Origin of the sequence: Serratia sp. K-E0102 (genome assembly GCF_029962625.1) — a bacterium.
GTDB classification, from domain to species: domain Bacteria; phylum Pseudomonadota; class Gammaproteobacteria; order Enterobacterales; family Enterobacteriaceae; genus Serratia; species Serratia sarumanii.
Map to the genome: position 1 here is coordinate 2,078,180 of NZ_CP124754.1, position 15,452 is coordinate 2,093,631.

Below are 15,452 nucleotides of genomic sequence, written 5' to 3' on the forward strand. Positions count from 1 at the left end.
CCGGCAGGGTGGCTTGTTCGCGTGACGGCAATCAGTCGTTAAAGTACCAATAACCGCTGTTGACCAGTGCGGTCAGCAGCGCCAGGAACGACGGATCGTCCACCGCGTCGCCGAGCAGGGCGGCGTCGACGCTGAAGTTCTGGCAAAGGGCGTCTGCGGCCTGCAGCTGGTCGGTGTCGATCAGCTCGCCGTTGACGAAGCAGCGATCGCCGACGCGCAGCACGCGCAACCCGCCCAGGCGCTGCAGCGCTTCACCCTGCTGCAGCAGCTCGTAGATTTCCCCGGCCTGATACGGCGGCTCCGGCGGCGCCAGATCCAGCTCGTGGCGCGACTGGGAGATAAACTCGCCGAACCAGTGCTGGAAGTGTTCCGGCTGTTGCACCAGATCCAGCATCATCTGCCGTAAGGCGTCCACTTCCTGCGGCAGGATCTCCGCCGGGTGTTCGCGCAGTTTAACGTCCGGATCGCTGTAGCGTTTGCTGCCCAGCTCGCGCGCCAGCACGTAGTCGGCGAAGCCGCTCACCAGCTCGCGGCCGTTCGGCGCGCGGAAGCCCACCGAATAGTTGAGCGCGTTTTCCAGCGCGTAGCCTTCATGCGGGAAGCCCGGCGGAATGTAGAGAATGTCGCCCGGCTCCATCTCTTCGTCGATGATGGCGTCGAACGGCTCCACCTGCAGCAGATCCGGGTGCGGGCAGTGCTGTTTCAGCGGCGTTTTTTCCCCGACGCGCCAGCGGCGGCGGCCGGTGCCCTGAATGATGAACACGTCGTACTGATCGAGGTGCGGGCCGACGCCGCCGCCCGGTACCGAGAAGGAGATCATCAGGTCATCCATCCGCCAGTCCGGCAGCTGGCGGAACGGGCGCATCAGCGCCGCGGAAGGCTCATGCCAGTGGTCCACCGCCTGCACCAGCAGCGACCAGTTGTTTTCGCTCAGGTGATCGAAGCTCTCGAAGGGGCCGTGCGCGACCTGCCAACGGCCGTCCTGGTGGCTGACCAGGCGGCTGTCCACTTCGTTTTCCATCGCCAGCCCGGCCAGCTCATCCGGGGAGATCGGATCGATAAAGTTTTTGAAGCCGCGCTTCAGAATCACCGGACGCTTTTGCCAATAACGTTGCAAAAAATCGTTCCAGTCCAGGTCTAATTGATAATCCATGTTCTATTCCAGGAGAGAGGAGTGAGCCTGTGTGCGATTATAACGGAAGTTTGGCCCCGTGGATCGGGGCCGCAGCGGCATAATTTACTCGTTGTGGTGGGTGTCGTGCTGGCGGGCGAAGGTGACCTGCATGCGCGCGCCGCCGAGCGGGCTGTCGCTGATGACGATTTCGCCGTCGTACTGCTCGATGATCTCCGCCGCCACCGACAAACCCAGGCCCTGGCCGGGGCGCAGAGTATCCACCCGCTGGCCGCGCTGGAAGATCAGCTGGCGCTTGCTTTCCGGGATCCCCGGGCCGTCGTCGTCGATAACGATGGTGAGGTTTTTCTCGGAGTGCAGCGAGGTGATCTCCACGAACTCCAGGCAGTATTTGCAGGCGTTTTCCAACACGTTGCCCATCACTTCCATAAAGTCGTTTTTCTCGCCCATAAAGGTCACTTCCGGCGAGATGTCCAGCGTGATCACCACCCCTTTGCGCTGATAAACCTTATTTAGCGCCACCACCAGGCTGTCGAGCAGCGCCGGCACCGAATGGATCTCGCGCGTCAACACCGTCTGGCCGGAGTTGATGCTGGCTCGGTGCAGGTAGTAACCGATTTGCTGCGAGATGCGCCCGATCTGATCCAGCATGATCGGCTCGGCTTCTTCGATGGTGGTCTGCTTGCCGCTGCGCAGCGAGCGCAGGGTGCTTTGCAGCACCGCCAGCGGCGTTTTCAGGCTGTGGGTCAAATCCGACAGGGTAGTGCGGTACTTGGTGTAGCGCTGGCGTTCGTTGCGCACCAGAATGTTCAGATTGCGCACCAGCCCGCGCAGCTCGCTGGGCGGGTTCTCATCCAGCTGATCGCGTTCGCCGTTCTCCAGCTCGCCCACCTGATTGACCAGCGCCTTGATCGGCCGCAGGCTCCAGTAGGCCGCCAGCCACAGCAGCGGCACCACCAGCAGCAGGTTGGCCAGCAGCACGTAGCTGAACCACTCCCACACCACGTCGGATCGCTGCAGCTCCTGCGGAATGCTGTCGACCACCACGATGGTCAGCGCCGGCAGGCGAGGCGTGGCGGCATAGGTATTGACCGCCACCGAGTGGGTCAGCGCGTTCTGATCGGTATCGTCGTAATTTTTCAGCTGATCCTGCGCTTTGGGGTTGTCCCCCAGCACTTCGCTACTGACGCGGGTGTCGGTGTCGATTTCGTAAAAGCCGGACTCCTCCAGCCATTCCTTGTTGATCAGCTTCTCCAGCTCCGGCACCTTGCGCTGGCTCCACAGCAGGTTGCCTTTATCGTCGTAGATAAATACCAGCGTCGGGAAGTTGAGATCGATATCGGGGGGAATGGCGATGGTGAGCTTGTTGTCTTTCCACTGCGCCAGGCTGAAGAACAGGTTGCTCTCGCCGCGCAGCAGGCGGAAGGCGGTTTTGTCGAAGCTGACGATATAGCCGACGACCGCCACCAAACCGTAAGAGAGCGACAGCGCCAGGATCACTCCGGCGGTCGCCATCAGGAAGCGGGCACGCAGCGAAAAGGGTTTTTTATTCTTGTTGAACATTATGTTCACTTCGCGTCAAAACGATAGCCCTGGCCACGTACCGTGGTGATCACTTCATGCGGATATTCCGCCTGCACCTTCTTGCGCAAGCGGCCCATCAGCACGTCGATGGTGTGGCTTTCGCGCAGCTCGGCGTCCGGGTAGAGCTGCAGCATCAACGAATCCTTGCTCACCACCTTGCCGGCGTTGCGGATCAGGGTTTCGATGATGGTGTATTCAAAGGCGGTCAGCTTGATTTGCCGATCGTTGACGCTCAGCTCGCGGCGCGACAGATCGATCTGGAACGGCGGCAGCACGATCACCTGCGAAGTCAGGCCGCTGTTGCGGCGCATCAGCGCCTGCATGCGGGCGATCACTTCTTCCAGGTGGAACGGCTTGGTGACATAGTCGTCGGCGCCGGCTTCCAGCACCGCCACTTTGTCCTGCCAGCTTTCGCGGGCGGTCAGCACCAGGATCGGCAGCTTGGCCTGGTGCGCGCGCCAGCGGCGGATCAGGCTCAGACCGTCTTCACCCGGCAGGCCGAGATCGACGATGGCGATATCCGGCGCGTGCTCCTGCAGGAAGTAATCGGCTTCCTTGGCGTCTTCGGCCGCGTCGACCTGATGGCCCATCTCGCGCATCTGAACGGAAAGGTGGTGGCGCAGCAGACCATTATCTTCAACAACCAGTACTCGCATGGCGAACTCCTGTGACTATGCGGGTGAACGTCCTGTCACCCACGCGATAAAAAGGGAACACGCTCTGCGGCGTGTCAGGGGATAACGCGGCCACCTGAACCATGTTGACAAAAAGTGCTGAGGCTATGGTAGGTATAACCCGCCCGGCTCGCAAGAGAGCCGAAGCAATGTATTAAAATAAGCGTTATCAATTTGTTCGCCGACATTATCGACAAGTTCTGATAAACGTCGGATAAACAGCGGCGGGGCGACGTTAAACGCAACTTAAACGCGCCGGGCATTGCCCGCGGAAAGAACGTGTGAGCCGGGGCGCTTGATAAGCTTTAAAGGTACTAATAAGGTATTATTGAGGCATCGGCACATTTTCTCAGGAGCGACGGATGAAGCAGTTAACCCAGGCGGAACGCATAGCGGGCGCACTTTACGGACAGATGCTGGGCGACGCGCTCGGCATGCCTTCCGAGCTGTGGCCGCGTGAGCGGGTTAAGCGCCACTTCGGCTGGATAGACGGCTTTCTCGACGGGCCGGCGGAGAACACCGCCGCCTGTTATTTCAAGGCCGGGCAATATACCGACGATACCGCGATGGCATTGGCGTTGGCCGATGCGCTGGTGGAGGCGCAAGGCGAGGTGGTGCCGGAGCTGATCGCCCGCAACGTGATCCGCTGGGTGGACGGTTTTGACGCTTTCAACAAGAACATTCTTGGCCCCAGTTCCAAAATGGCGCTGAGCGAGCAAAAAGCGGGCACGCCGATCGCCGAGTTGGAAAACAGCGGCATCACCAACGGTGCGGCGATGCGCATTTCGCCTTTGGGCTGCGTGCTGCCTTCCGCGCCGCTGGAGGATTTCTGCCGACAGGTGTGGCTGGCCTGCAGCCCGACGCACAAATCCGACATCGCCGTCGCCGGTGCGGTGGCGATCGCCTGGGCCGTGGCGCGGGCGGTGGAAGGGGCTGACTGGGCCTCCATTCGCCTGGCGTTGCCGGGGGTGGCGGAGTATGCCCAGCGCCGGCAGGAGACGACGTTCAGCCCTTCGCTGGCGGCGCGCATCGAACTGGCGTTTCAGGTGGTGGATGAAGCCACCGGCACCGAGCAGGCCTCCGAGCGGGTGTATCAGCTGATCGGGGCCGGGGTGAGCACCATCGAGTCGGTGCCCGCAGCGCTGGCGATGGTGCAGCTGGCGCAAACCGATCCTACCCGGTGCGCCGTGCTGTGCGCCAACCTGGGCGGCGATACCGACACCATCGGCGCGATGGCCACCGCGATTTGCGGCGCGCTGCACGGCGCCGAGGCGATTGATCCGGGGCTGCTGGCGGAGTTAAAACGGGTGAATCCGCTGGATATCGGGGCTTACGTTCAGGCGTTCGCGCGTTTTCGCCGCCGCGTGACGCAACGGGTCAGCTTTCGCTGGTAAATTCGTACATGTCGCTGCGGCAGAAGCTTTCACTGTATTCGATCGGCTTTTTTTGGTGGTCGAACAGCGTCTGGCGCACGATCAACAGCGGCATCGGCTCCGAGAGCCGCAGCGCCTGACGGATATCGTCGTCGGCCATCGCCGCGCTGACCTGGCTGCGCAGCGATCCCATCTCCACCTTATTGCGCCGGAAGTAGTCGTACAGCGAGATGCCGATCTCGTCGACGTTGGCAATTGCCGTCACCACTACGTAGGACACCGCCACCGACATTGGCCGCCGATCGATCAGGTGAATGCGTTTGAGCTGGTAGATCGGCGTTCCGGCCGCCAGCTGGAGCTTTTCAGCCAGTTCAGCGCCGGCGGGTATCCGTTCGCGGCTGATCCACTGCGTGTCCGGCCGGCGCCCCTGCTGTATCACCTCGCGTGAGAATCCTTTCACGTCCGCCAATGAATAGAACAGCTTCGGCTCGGGCCGCTGCGGTTGGATAAAGGTGCCGTAGCCGCGCGAACGGCCGATGATGCCGTCCTGCTCGAGGCAGGCCAGCGCCTTGCGCACCGTGATGCGCGAGATGCCGAGCCGTTCGGTGAACAGGCGCTCGCTGGGCAAAAAATCCCCCGCATTCAGCAACCCCTGCTCGATGGCCTGGCGCACCGAGGCGTTGAAGCGCAAATACAGCGGCATCGCGCCCGCGCTGGCCAGATCCTGCTGCAGTTTGTCCAGCAGACGCTGGTTGGTCTCCTTGCTCATAGCCGACGGAAGTCCTGTAGCCGCAATGCGATGGCTTATTTAAGGGGATTTCGCCGGGCAGCGCAACTGCCGCCGCCGCTGGGAGGAAATGAGGTAGAGTAGTGCGTCGGCCCCTGAGCCAGGAGAAACAAATACCCCATGAGCGATACCCCACGACACGCGGACGACGCGGCGATCCTGGCCGCCTTCGCGCAGCAGCGGCGGCAAGGTCTGACCCGGCGTTCGGCGCTGCATCAGGCCCTGATACAACTAATCGCCGCCGGAGAACTGCCCTGGCGGACGCAGCTGCCGCCGAGCCGCGCGTTGGCGGCCCGGCTGACGGTGGCGCGCGACACGGTGGAACAGACCTACGCGCGGCTGGAAGCGGAGGGGTTCATCAGCCGAACGGTGGGGCGCGGCAGCTTTGTGCGTTATCGCTGCGACACGCTGCTCGGCCGTGAACTGCTGGCGACGGCGGCAGGGCAAGAGGCGCGGCTGGCGGAGCGCGAGCTGAGCGATCGCGGCCGGGCGCTGCTGGCGGTCAGCCATACGCCGCACACCAGCCGCCAGGCTTCGCTGACGCCTTCGCTGGCGGACCTGCGGGCGTTTCCCATCGAGCAATGGCTGCAGCAGGAAAAGCAGGCGCTACGGCGGCACGGCGAGCGGCTGTTGGGGTATGCCGATCCGCAAGGGTTGCCGGAGCTGCGCGCGGAGATCGCGCGCTATCTGCAGCGGGAGCGGGGCGTGAAGGCGACGGCGGAACAGGTGATCGTGGTGACCAGCTCTCAGCAGGCGTTGGCGCTGTGTACCCAGGTGCTGTTCGATCCCGGCGATGCGGTGTTCGTCGAAGAGCCGGGTTACCAGGGGGCGAAAAAGCTGGTGCAGTCGGCGGGGCTGCAGGCGCGGCCGATCGGTATCGACGAGCAGGGGCTGGACGTCGGGCAGTTGATGCAGGCCTCGGGCGGCGGACGGGGTGTTTACATCACGCCGTCCCATCACTACCCGCTGGGGTATTCGCTGAGCCTCGAGCGGCGGCTGGCGCTGCTGCAGTGGGCGCAGCGGCAGCGGGCCTGGATCATCGAAGACGACTACGACGCCGAGTTCAACTATGACCGGCAAACCAAGGCGGCATTGCAGGGGCTGGACAGCGGCGGGCGCACGCTGTACATCGGCACCTTCAGCAAGACGCTGTTTCCGGGGCTGCGCATCGGTTTCATGATTGCGCCGCCGCAGCTGGTGCGGCCATTGGTCGCCGCCAGGCAGTTTCAGGACGGCTACACGTCGGCGCTGGCGCAGATGACGCTGTTCCACTTCCTGCACGAGGGCGGCTACGCCGAGCATCTGCGCAATATGCGCACGCTGTACAAGGCGCGGTTGGACGTGCTGTACGACGCGGTGCATCGTCACCTGGCGGCCTGGACGCGCCCGGCGTTGCCGCAGGGCGGGCTGCAGCTGGTGTGCCCGTTGGCGGATGCGGCGACGGAGCGGCGGCTGGTGGAGGCCGCCGCCGAACGGGGGATTCGGCTGTACGGCCTGGCGGACTTCTATACCGGCACGCCGCAGCGCGGGGCGCTGGTGCTCGGCTTCTCGGCCTATACGCCGGATGAGATCGTGCGCTTTATCGCGACGCTGGCGCAGGTGTTCAACGCGCTGCCGGTGGCAAGCGACGGCTAAAATTGGTCTGCTCTGCGTTTCGTATTGGTCCGTATTGTACCGTCGCCGCGCGGTGTATTCTGCCGCTATCCGGTTATTTCCCCAATGGAAATAACATCTTACTCCGTGAGGCGCTATGAACCCATACAACCCTGAAGTGACTATCCGCAGAATCAATGGCGACGACAAAGCACAGTGGCTGGCGCTGTGGCAGGGCTATCTCGATTTTTATCGCGCCGACGTGGCGCCGCAGGTGACCGATCGCACCTTCGAACGCCTGGGGCAGGATGAACAGGTGTACGGGCTGGTGGCGCAGGATGCCGACGGCCAACTGCTGGGGCTGATGAACCTGGTGTTCCATCCGTCCACCTGGAGCGCGGTCGGCTATTGTTATATCGAAGATCTCTATGTGTCGCCGCAGGCGCGCGGCCACAAGGTGTCGGAAAAGTTGTTCGAACAGGCGTATCGCTTGGCAGAGATGCGCGGCAGCGATCGGGTCTACTGGATGACCCAGGAGTACAACGCGCCGGCGCGTTCGCTGTACGACAAAATCGGCAGAAGAAGCTCGTTTATCGTTTATACCCGTTAACCGCAGGAGGCGTGTATGGCAATGAATCGTTATGGTCAGCCGGTTGGCGAACCGATGCCGGATTGGCAGCCGGCTCGCCGCCCCGGCGGCGCGACGTTCGGCGGGCGTTTCTGCTCGCTGGCGCCGCTCGAGCCGCAGCGGGATTACGCCGCGCTGTTCGAGGCGTTTCAACTGGCGCCGGACGGCCGCGACTGGACCTATCTGTCCATCGAACGGCCCGATACGCCGGCGGCGATGTTGCAGCATCTGGAGACGCTGCAGGCCAACCCGGCGCTGGTTAATCTGACGGTGTTCGACGCCGCCAGCGATGCGCCGGTGGGCACGGTGGCGCTGATGCGCATCGACGAAGCCAACGGGGTGCTGGAGATCGGCCACGTCAGCTGGTCGCCGTTGATGAAACAGCGCTCCAGCGCCACCGAGGCCATCGCGCTGCTGCTGCGCTATGCTTTCGACACGCTGGGCTACCGCCGCTGCGAGTGGAAGTGCGATAGTCATAACGCGCCGTCCCGCCAGGCCGCGCTGCGCTTTGGCTTTCGCTACGAGGGCAACTTCCGCTTCGCGGTGATCGTCAAGGGGCGCAGCCGGGATACCGACTGGTTCGCCATCACCGCCGACCGCTGGCCGACGGTGCGGCAGGCGCTGGCGCGCTGGCTGAGTGCGGACAACTTCGATGCGCAGGGGCGGCAGATAGCCCGGTTGCAGGTGCTGCGCGGCGAATAGCAAAGAAAAAGGCGGCCCGCAGGCCGCCTTGTCGTTGTCAGGCTAAAGCGCTTATTTCAGCTCGTCGACCATGATGGTGGCGCGGCCGATGTAGTTGGCCGGGGTCATCGTCTTCAGACGGGTTTTCTCTTCTTCCGGCAGCGCCAGGCCATCGATGAACGCCTGCATGCCGGCGGCGTCCACGCGCTTGCCGCGGGTCAGCTCTTTCAGCTTCTCGTAAGGCTTCTCGATGCCGTAGCGGCGCATCACGGTCTGGATCGGCTCGGCCAGCACTTCCCAGTTGTGATCCAGTTCGTCCAGCAGGTGCGCCTGGTTCACTTCCAGCTTGCTGATGCCTTTCAGGGTGGCCTGATAGGCGATCAGCGCGTAGCCCAGGCCTACGCCCAGATTACGCAGCACGGTGGAGTCGGTCAGGTCGCGCTGCCAGCGGGACACCGGCAGTTTGCCCGCCAGGTGGCCCAGCACGGCGTTGGCCAGGCCCAGGTTGCCTTCGGAGTTTTCGAAGTCGATTGGGTTGACCTTGTGCGGCATGGTGGAAGAACCGATTTCGCCGGCGATGGTCTTCTGCTTGAAGTGGTTCAGGGCGATGTAGCCCCAGATGTCGCGGTCGAAGTCGATCAGAATGGTGTTGAAACGCGCTACGCAGTCGAACAGCTCGGCGATGTAGTCATGCGGCTCGATCTGGGTGGTGTACGGGTTCCAGGTGATGCCGAGCGAGGTCACGAACGCTTCGCTGAACTGGTGCCAGTCCACTTCCGGGTAAGCGACGATGTGGGCGTTGTAGTTGCCGACCGCGCCGTTGATTTTACCCATGATCTCCACGCGCTCCAGCTGGCGGTACTGGCGCTCCATGCGGTAAGCCACGTTGGCGAACTCTTTGCCGACGGTCGACGGGGTCGCCGGCTGGCCGTGGGTGCGCGACAGCAGCGGAATATCGCGGTATTCCAGCGCCAGCCCTTTCAGCGCGTCGATGATCTTGCGCCAGTAAGGCAGCACCACGTCCTGACGGGCGCTTTGCAGCATCAGCGCATGCGACAGGTTGTTGATGTCTTCGGAGGTGCAGGCGAAGTGGATGAACTCGGACACCGCGTGCAGCGCAGGCACCGCCGCCACTTTTTCCTTCAGGAAATATTCGACCGCTTTCACGTCGTGGTTGGTGGTGCGCTCGATGGTTTTGATGCGCTGAGCGTCTTCTTCATTGAATTCCGCGACGATTTTGTCGAGGAAAGCGTTTGCGTCGGCGTCAAAAGCGGGAACTTCCTTGATTTCTGCGCAGGCCGCCAGTTTTTGCAGCCAACGTACTTCAACCTGTACGCGGAATTTCAGCAGACCGTATTCGCTGAAAATGGGACGCAGTGCGCTGACTTTATCACCGTAGCGTCCATCAACGGGGGAAACGGCGGTCAGTGAGGATAATTCCATCGGTAGCAACTCCTGGGATCGATTAACAATGAGCAACGATATTTTGCGCCTGCTTGAACAGACGATTACGGGAAAACATTAATTGCAGGCGGCTGCCGCCGACCTGTTGCCACAGCACGGCGGCGCGAATGCCGGCCAGCAGCGTGGCACGAACCTTGGCCTGCACCTGCGGGTTCTGCAAGATAGCCGGCGAGCCGGTCACCTGGATGCGCGGCCCGAGCGGGCTGACCACGTCGACGTAAATGCCGGCCAGCGCGCTGATGATGGTGTCCGACTCAAGATCGAAGTGCGCCAGCTGGCGTTCGAGCTGGCTGAGGCGTTCACCGAGCGTGTTCATCGCCTGTTTGTTGGCGTTGAGCTTGCGCTCCAGCACCATCAGGCTGATGGTGTAGCGGGTCAGTTCCGCGCCCGGCCCTTTGTTGTTGGCGTTAAGCACGCCCATCAGGGTTTCGAGGCCGACCATCAAATTGCGTTCTTCACCGCCGAACACCGCCAGCGTGGAGGGCGGGTCCATCTGCAGCAGGCTTTTCAGCGAGGTCTGAAAGGCTTCGCGGTTGCATTGCCCTTCATGGGCCAGCTGCTGAACCAAACGCGCCGACTGGCTGATACCCGCCATGGCCAGCGTGATGTCATAATAATTCTTCGCCACGATTACTCCTGTAAACGCTGTGAACGGTACATGGCTTACTGCATAAGGTTGTGTGTATCGCAGGGGTAACGGCGGCGGCCGCGAACGGTAACGAACGGGCGTGGCTGTAACAACGATGACAACGAATGCCGCGGATCATGCCACAAAATCGAGGCTAAACCCAGCGTCTAATACGCCCGAGACGAGGCGGAGGCGCCGTACGGCGCAGAACTGCGCAGACAGGCGGCGAAAATCGCCGGCGCGGCGGCGCGAACTTATTGTTGCGGCGGCAAATAAAGTGCGGCGGCTGCATCTATACTGCCAACGTGAGCCCTCAAATAAAGATCTTCATATGCACGTAAAAAACAAGCAGCCGCTGCCGGCGGTAACGCTGGCGGCCATCGGCGTGGTGTACGGCGATATCGGCACCAGCCCGCTGTATACCCTGCGCGAATGCCTGACGGCGGAGGAGGGCATCACCATGACGCCGGCCTCAATCTACGGCTTTTTGTCGCTGATTTTCTGGCTGCTGACGCTGGTGGTGTCCATTAAATACATTCGTTTCGTGATGCGCGCCGACAACGACGGTGAGGGAGGCATTCTGACGCTGATGTCGCTGGCGATCCGCAGGCTGGATGCGCGCTGGGTGCCGGCGGCGGTGCTGATCGGGCTGGTGGGCGGCAGCTTCTTTTACGGCGACGGGGTGATCACCCCGGCCATTTCGGTGCTTTCGGCCATCGAGGGGCTGCAGATTATCGCCCCCGAACTGGACAGCTTTATCGTGCCGCTGTCGCTGCTGGTGCTGACCGCGTTGTTCGCGATACAAAAGCGCGGCACCGGCAGCGTCGGCAAACTGTTCGCCCCGGCGATGGTTATCTGGTTCCTGACGCTCGCGCTGCTGGGCATCGGCGGCATTCTGCAGCACCCTGGCGTGCTGCGGGCGCTGAACCCTTACTGGGCGGTGAATTTCTTCCTCGAATACAAGACGGTGTCGTTTTTTGCGCTGGGCATGGTGGTGCTGTCGGTCACCGGTGCCGAAGCGCTGTACGCCGATATGGGCCACTTCGGTAAAAAGCCGATCCGCCTGGCGTGGTTTACGCTGGTGGCGCCGGCGCTGGTGCTGAACTACTTCGGCCAGGGGGCGCTGCTGCTGACCAATCCGGCGGCGATCAACAACCCGTTCTTCCTGCTGGCGCCGACCTGGGCGCTGATCCCGCTGCTGGTGATCGCCACGCTGGCGACGGTGATCGCCTCGCAGGCGGTAATTTCCGGCGTATTCTCGCTGACGCGGCAGGCGGTGCGGCTGGGCTATCTGCCGCCGATGCGTATCATCTATACCTCCGATCAGGAGTCCGGGCAGATCTACATTCCGGTGGTGAACTGGCTGCTGTTCGCAGCGGTGCTGATCGTGATTATCAGTTTTAAACATTCCAGCAACCTGGCCTCGGCTTACGGCATCGTGGTGACCGGCACCATGCTGCTGTCGTCGATTTTGCTGAGCATCGTGGCGGTGAAAAACTGGGGCTGGCCGCGCGCGCTGGGCGGGCTGATGCTGGTTGTCATGCTGTGCATCGACGTACCGCTGTTCGGCGCCAACCTGATCAAGCTGGCGACCGGCGGCTGGTTGCCGGTGGTGCTGGGGCTGATGATTCTGCTGATCATGCTGACCTGGAAGACCGAGCGCTCGCGCCTGATCCGCCGGCTGCGCGACAACCAGGAGGGGCTGAGCGCGCTGATCGAGTCGCTGGAGGAGGCGCCGCCGAAGCGGGTGCCGGGCACCGCGGTGTTTATGGAGCGTACGCCGCACGCGGTGCCGCTGGTGCTGTTGCATAACCTGAAGCACAACAAGGTGCTGCATGAGCGCGTGGTGCTGCTGACCATCGTCACCACCGACATGCCGTACGTGCATAACGTGCAGCGGGTGGCGATCGAACAGCTGTCGGCGAGTTTCTGGCGGGTGGTGGCGAGCTACGGCTGGCGCGAGACGCCCAACGTCACGGACATCCTTTACCGCTGCGGGCTGGAGGGGATGAGCTTCACCATGAACGAGACCTCGTTCTTTATGTCGCGCGATACGCTGGTGCTGGGCAAGCGGCCCTGGTATTTGCGCATTCGCGGCAAGGTGTTCCAGCTGTTGCAGCGCAATGCGCTGCGCGCGCCGGATCTGTTCGAAATCCCGCCGAATCGGGTGATCGAACTGGGGGCGCAGGTGGAATTTTGATTAAAAAAACGCTGCGGTAAACGCAGCGTTTTTCTTTTGCCGGGCAGTTACGCCAAGCGCTGTTCGATGATGCCGCCGCCGAGGCAGATTTCGCCCTGGTAGAACACCGCCGACTGGCCGGGGGTGACGGCGGAGACCGGCTCGTCGAAACGCACTTCGATGCGTTCGCTGTCGAGCGGGGTCACGGTGCAAGGGATATCCTGCTGGCGATAGCGGGTCTTCACCGTGCAGCGGAACGGGCCGCTCAGCGGCAGGCGATCCACCCAGTGCAGCTGCTGCGCGATAAGACCGGTAGACATCAGGCGCGGGTGATCGTGCCCCTGCGCGACCACCAGCACGTTGTTGGCCACGTCTTTATCCACCACGTACCACGGATCTTCGCTGCTGTCTTTCAGGCCGCCAATGCCCAGCCCTTTGCGCTGGCCCAGGGTGTGATACATCAGGCCCTGGTGTTCGCCGACGGTCTGGCCGTCAACGCTGACGATCGGGCCCGGCTGCGCCGGCAGGTAACGGCCGAGGAAGTCGCGGAACTTGCGCTCGCCGATAAAGCAGATGCCGGTAGAATCTTTCTTCTTGGCGGTGACCAGCTCCAGCTGCTCGGCGATGCGGCGCACCTCCGGCTTCTCCAGCTCGCCGACCGGGAACAGGCTCTGCGCCACCTGCTCGTGGCTCAGGGTGTAGAGGAAGTAGCTCTGATCCTTGTTGCCGTCGACGCCGCGCAGCAGGCGGCTCTTGCCGTCCACGTCCTGGCGGCGCACGTAGTGGCCGGTGGCGATGAAATCGGCCCCCAGATCTTCGGCGGCGAACTCCAGGAAGGCTTTGAATTTGATCTCTTTATTGCACAGGATGTCCGGGTTCGGCGTGCGGCCGGCCTTGTACTCTTCCAGGAACAGCTCAAACACGTTGTCCCAGTATTCCGCCGCAAAGTTCACCGTGTGCAGTTCGATGCCCAGCTTGTCGCAGACCGCTTGCGCGTCGGCCAGATCGGTCGCGGCTGAGCAGTACTCTTCGTCGTCGTCTTCTTCCCAGTTCTTCATGAACAGCCCAGCGACCTGATAGCCCTGTTGCTGTAACAGATAGGCGGTAACGGAAGAGTCGACGCCGCCGGACATACCGACGATTACTTTTTTCTGGCTGTTGTCTGACATGGGGATCTCACGAACTTGAACACGAACCGTGCTGATAAAAACAAGCGCAGGATTTTACCACGTTGGCCGCGCCGGCGCACTGTTCATCTTGTGCTGCCCCGCGCCCTTAAAACGGCCAGGCGAAGCTGCCGACCAGCGACAGCGGGTAGCGCTCCGGCTGCTGGTAGCTGCGAATGCTCTCCGCCACCAGCGCGGAACGCAGGTTGGGCGCCTGCAAGATCTCGTCGGCGCTCAGCCACAGGCAGCGATCGATGTCGCTGTCGTGCGGCTCGGTCGGCAGCGGCTGTTCCAGCTCGATAACGAAGCAAAAACGCAGGAACGGCGTGCGATCCGGCGCGATCCACTGGTGCAGGCGCAGGAACGCCTGCGGCGCGGCGCGGATGCCGGTCTCTTCCCACAGCTCGCGCTCGGCGGCCTGCACCAGCGTCTCGTCGGCCTCCAGGTGGCCGGCCGGCTGGTTCCACAGCGCTTTGCCGTTGATGGTCTCTTCGACCACTAAAAATTTGCCGGCGGCGTGCACCACGCAGGCCACGGTGACGTGCGGTTTGAACATGCGCTCTCCTTACAGCGGTTTGTCGATGCGCCGGTAGATGTCGTCCAGCTCGGCGATGCGGGTGCGGTAGCTTTTGAGCAGGCAGGCGGTGTCGCCGCCGCACCGCTGGCGTTTTGCCAGCCAGTCCTGCTGGCTGTCCTGCATCGCGCCGCGCGCGCCCATGGCGAACAGGCCGCGCAGGAATTGGTATTTTGTGGCCATTTGCACGTCCAGATCGTTCAGCGTGCGGTCGGCGCAGATGGCGCGTTCATCGCTGCCTGCCGCCTTGGCGCAGTCGAAGCTGGCGGCCTGGGCGGCGAGCGGGGCCGCCAGTGCGGTGAACAGCAGCGCGGTCAGTGTGTTCCTCATGGCGCCTCCATCAGTGATCGGTCTACAGGGAATCGATGCTTTTCCATTCACCAGGTTGCAGTGAACCCAGCGAAAGATTACCCATACTGTAGCGAATCAGGCGCAGGGTAGGGAACCCGATATGCGCCGTCATGCGACGCACCTGGCGGTTTCGCCCTTCATACAGGGTGATTTTCAGCCAGCAAGTGGGGATGGATTTACGTTCGCGGATCGGCGGGTTGCGTGGCCACAGCCACTGCGGCTCGGCCACCAACTCTACCCCGGCGGGCAGCGTGGGGCCGTCTTTCAGCGTGACGCCGCTGCGCAGCGCCGCCAGATCGCTCTCCTGCGGCGCGCCCTCGACCTGCACATAATAGATTTTGCCGGTGCGCTTGCCCGGCTGGGTGAGCTGCGCCTGCAGCTGGCCGTCGTTGGTCAGCACCAGCAGCCCTTCGCTGTCGCGATCCAGACGCCCGGCGGCGTAAACGTCGGGGAAGGGGATGTACTCTTTCAGCGTGGCGCGGCCGGCTTCGTCGGTGAACTGCGGCAGCACGTCGAAGGGCTTGTTGAATAACACAATTCGGCGCGGCCCTTTCGGCGCGGCGGGTTTGGCGGCATTCGGCTTGCTGAATCGTTTAACTTTGTGATTTCTAACAGAGAATTTTTTCATAACGGTTGAG

The 15,452-nt window shown here is 62.5% G+C and carries 15 protein-coding genes; 5 read left to right on the top strand and 10 right to left on the bottom strand.

Going from position 1 to position 15,452, the window contains the following annotated elements; genetic code table 11:
• Nucleotides 1–31: 31 nt before the first annotated feature.
• The 3 genes from SSARUM2_RS09970 to phoP all read right to left on the bottom strand — a co-directional run bounded on the left by SSARUM2_RS09970 (nt 32) and on the right by phoP (nt 3,372).
• On the bottom strand, nt 32–1,153 hold the full coding sequence (locus SSARUM2_RS09970; RefSeq protein WP_041034750.1) for a cupin domain-containing protein: 1,122 nt from the start codon (nt 1,151–1,153) through the stop codon (nt 32–34).
• Between the two features lie 84 nt (nt 1,154–1,237).
• Nucleotides 1,238–2,695, bottom strand: coding sequence for a two-component system sensor histidine kinase PhoQ (gene phoQ / locus SSARUM2_RS09975; protein ID WP_033638202.1), 1,458 nt, complete (start codon nt 2,693–2,695; stop codon nt 1,238–1,240).
• 5 nt (nt 2,696–2,700) lie between these two features.
• Nucleotides 2,701–3,372 (bottom strand): two-component system response regulator PhoP, encoded by a 672-nt coding sequence (gene phoP, locus SSARUM2_RS09980; RefSeq protein WP_282488653.1) that lies wholly within the window; start codon nt 3,370–3,372, stop codon nt 2,701–2,703.
• A 380-nt stretch (nt 3,373–3,752) separates the two neighbouring features.
• Here phoP and SSARUM2_RS09985 point away from each other — a divergent pair, with 380 nt between their 5' ends.
• The gene (locus SSARUM2_RS09985; protein WP_060452865.1) at nt 3,753–4,784 is read left to right on the top strand and encodes an ADP-ribosylglycohydrolase family protein; all 1,032 of its coding nucleotides are present in this window, start codon (nt 3,753–3,755) and stop codon (nt 4,782–4,784) included.
• Here the strand turns inward: SSARUM2_RS09985 and SSARUM2_RS09990 are convergent.
• A complete protein-coding gene (locus SSARUM2_RS09990) occupies nt 4,768–5,532 on the bottom strand; it encodes a GntR family transcriptional regulator (RefSeq protein WP_033646376.1) in 765 nt (254 codons plus the stop codon). The two genes, SSARUM2_RS09985 and SSARUM2_RS09990, sit on opposite strands and share 17 nt — an antisense overlap.
• A gap of 138 nt (nt 5,533–5,670) precedes the next feature.
• Here SSARUM2_RS09990 and SSARUM2_RS09995 point away from each other — a divergent pair, with 138 nt between their 5' ends.
• The 3 genes from SSARUM2_RS09995 to SSARUM2_RS10005 all read left to right on the top strand — a co-directional run bounded on the left by SSARUM2_RS09995 (nt 5,671) and on the right by SSARUM2_RS10005 (nt 8,473).
• Nucleotides 5,671–7,185, top strand: coding sequence for a PLP-dependent aminotransferase family protein (locus SSARUM2_RS09995; protein WP_060452866.1), 1,515 nt, complete (start codon nt 5,671–5,673; stop codon nt 7,183–7,185).
• 115 nt (nt 7,186–7,300) lie between these two features.
• Nucleotides 7,301–7,753: a GNAT family N-acetyltransferase gene (locus SSARUM2_RS10000; RefSeq protein WP_043147288.1), complete on the top strand. Its 453-nt coding sequence runs from the start codon at nt 7,301–7,303 to the stop codon at nt 7,751–7,753.
• A gap of 15 nt (nt 7,754–7,768) precedes the next feature.
• Complete coding sequence (locus tag SSARUM2_RS10005; RefSeq protein ID WP_060452867.1) at nt 7,769–8,473, top strand: GNAT family protein; 705 nt, start codon at nt 7,769–7,771, stop codon at nt 8,471–8,473.
• Nucleotides 8,474–8,524: 51 nt separating this feature from the next.
• On the opposite strand, the gene purB is transcribed toward SSARUM2_RS10005, so the two are convergent.
• A complete protein-coding gene (purB, locus tag SSARUM2_RS10010) occupies nt 8,525–9,895 on the bottom strand; it encodes an adenylosuccinate lyase (protein WP_060438765.1) in 1,371 nt (456 codons plus the stop codon).
• A 22-nt stretch (nt 9,896–9,917) separates the two neighbouring features.
• Nucleotides 9,918–10,544, bottom strand: a complete 627-nt coding sequence (gene hflD, locus SSARUM2_RS10015; RefSeq protein ID WP_033638217.1) for a high frequency lysogenization protein HflD — start codon at nt 10,542–10,544, stop codon at nt 9,918–9,920.
• 331 nt (nt 10,545–10,875) lie between these two features.
• Between hflD and kup the strand changes: the two genes are divergently transcribed.
• Nucleotides 10,876–12,744: a low affinity potassium transporter Kup gene (gene kup / locus SSARUM2_RS10020; protein WP_282488654.1), complete on the top strand. Its 1,869-nt coding sequence runs from the start codon at nt 10,876–10,878 to the stop codon at nt 12,742–12,744.
• Between the two features lie 47 nt (nt 12,745–12,791).
• Here the strand turns inward: kup and mnmA are convergent, their stop codons facing one another.
• From mnmA to rluE, 4 genes are all read right to left on the bottom strand, one after another.
• Nucleotides 12,792–13,892 (bottom strand): tRNA 2-thiouridine(34) synthase MnmA, encoded by a 1,101-nt coding sequence (gene mnmA / locus SSARUM2_RS10025; RefSeq protein WP_033638220.1) that lies wholly within the window; start codon nt 13,890–13,892, stop codon nt 12,792–12,794.
• A gap of 106 nt (nt 13,893–13,998) precedes the next feature.
• The gene (locus tag SSARUM2_RS10030) at nt 13,999–14,445 is read right to left on the bottom strand and encodes an NUDIX hydrolase (protein WP_041034763.1); all 447 of its coding nucleotides are present in this window, start codon (nt 14,443–14,445) and stop codon (nt 13,999–14,001) included.
• 9 nt (nt 14,446–14,454) lie between these two features.
• A complete protein-coding gene (locus SSARUM2_RS10035) occupies nt 14,455–14,793 on the bottom strand; it encodes a lysozyme inhibitor LprI family protein (protein WP_033638222.1) in 339 nt (112 codons plus the stop codon).
• A 22-nt stretch (nt 14,794–14,815) separates the two neighbouring features.
• Nucleotides 14,816–15,442 carry a 23S rRNA pseudouridine(2457) synthase RluE gene (gene rluE / locus SSARUM2_RS10040; RefSeq protein WP_060452868.1) on the bottom strand — a complete coding sequence of 209 codons (627 nt, stop codon included), beginning with the start codon at nt 15,440–15,442 and terminating at the stop codon, nt 14,816–14,818.
• Nucleotides 15,443–15,452: the final 10 nt, after the last annotated feature.

Excerpts from the sequence above, each read along its gene's own strand:
- SSARUM2_RS09970 (WP_041034750.1), bottom strand. The coding sequence starts at position 1,153 with ATGGATTATCAATTAGACCTGGACTGGAACGATTTTTTGCAACGTTAT.
- phoQ (WP_033638202.1), bottom strand. The coding sequence starts at position 2,695 with ATGTTCAACAAGAATAAAAAACCCTTTTCGCTGCGTGCCCGCTTCCTG.
- phoP (WP_282488653.1), bottom strand. The coding sequence starts at position 3,372 with ATGCGAGTACTGGTTGTTGAAGATAATGGTCTGCTGCGCCACCACCTT.
- SSARUM2_RS09985 (WP_060452865.1), top strand. The coding sequence starts at position 3,753 with ATGAAGCAGTTAACCCAGGCGGAACGCATAGCGGGCGCACTTTACGGA.
- SSARUM2_RS09990 (WP_033646376.1), bottom strand. The coding sequence starts at position 5,532 with ATGAGCAAGGAGACCAACCAGCGTCTGCTGGACAAACTGCAGCAGGAT.
- SSARUM2_RS09995 (WP_060452866.1), top strand. The coding sequence starts at position 5,671 with ATGAGCGATACCCCACGACACGCGGACGACGCGGCGATCCTGGCCGCC.
- SSARUM2_RS10000 (WP_043147288.1), top strand. The coding sequence starts at position 7,301 with ATGAACCCATACAACCCTGAAGTGACTATCCGCAGAATCAATGGCGAC.
- SSARUM2_RS10005 (WP_060452867.1), top strand. The coding sequence starts at position 7,769 with ATGGCAATGAATCGTTATGGTCAGCCGGTTGGCGAACCGATGCCGGAT.
- purB (WP_060438765.1), bottom strand. The coding sequence starts at position 9,895 with ATGGAATTATCCTCACTGACCGCCGTTTCCCCCGTTGATGGACGCTAC.
- kup (WP_282488654.1), top strand. The coding sequence starts at position 10,876 with ATGCACGTAAAAAACAAGCAGCCGCTGCCGGCGGTAACGCTGGCGGCC.
- mnmA (WP_033638220.1), bottom strand. The coding sequence starts at position 13,892 with ATGTCAGACAACAGCCAGAAAAAAGTAATCGTCGGTATGTCCGGCGGC.
- SSARUM2_RS10030 (WP_041034763.1), bottom strand. The coding sequence starts at position 14,445 with ATGTTCAAACCGCACGTCACCGTGGCCTGCGTGGTGCACGCCGCCGGC.
- SSARUM2_RS10035 (WP_033638222.1), bottom strand. The coding sequence starts at position 14,793 with ATGAGGAACACACTGACCGCGCTGCTGTTCACCGCACTGGCGGCCCCG.
- rluE (WP_060452868.1), bottom strand. The coding sequence starts at position 15,442 with ATGAAAAAATTCTCTGTTAGAAATCACAAAGTTAAACGATTCAGCAAG.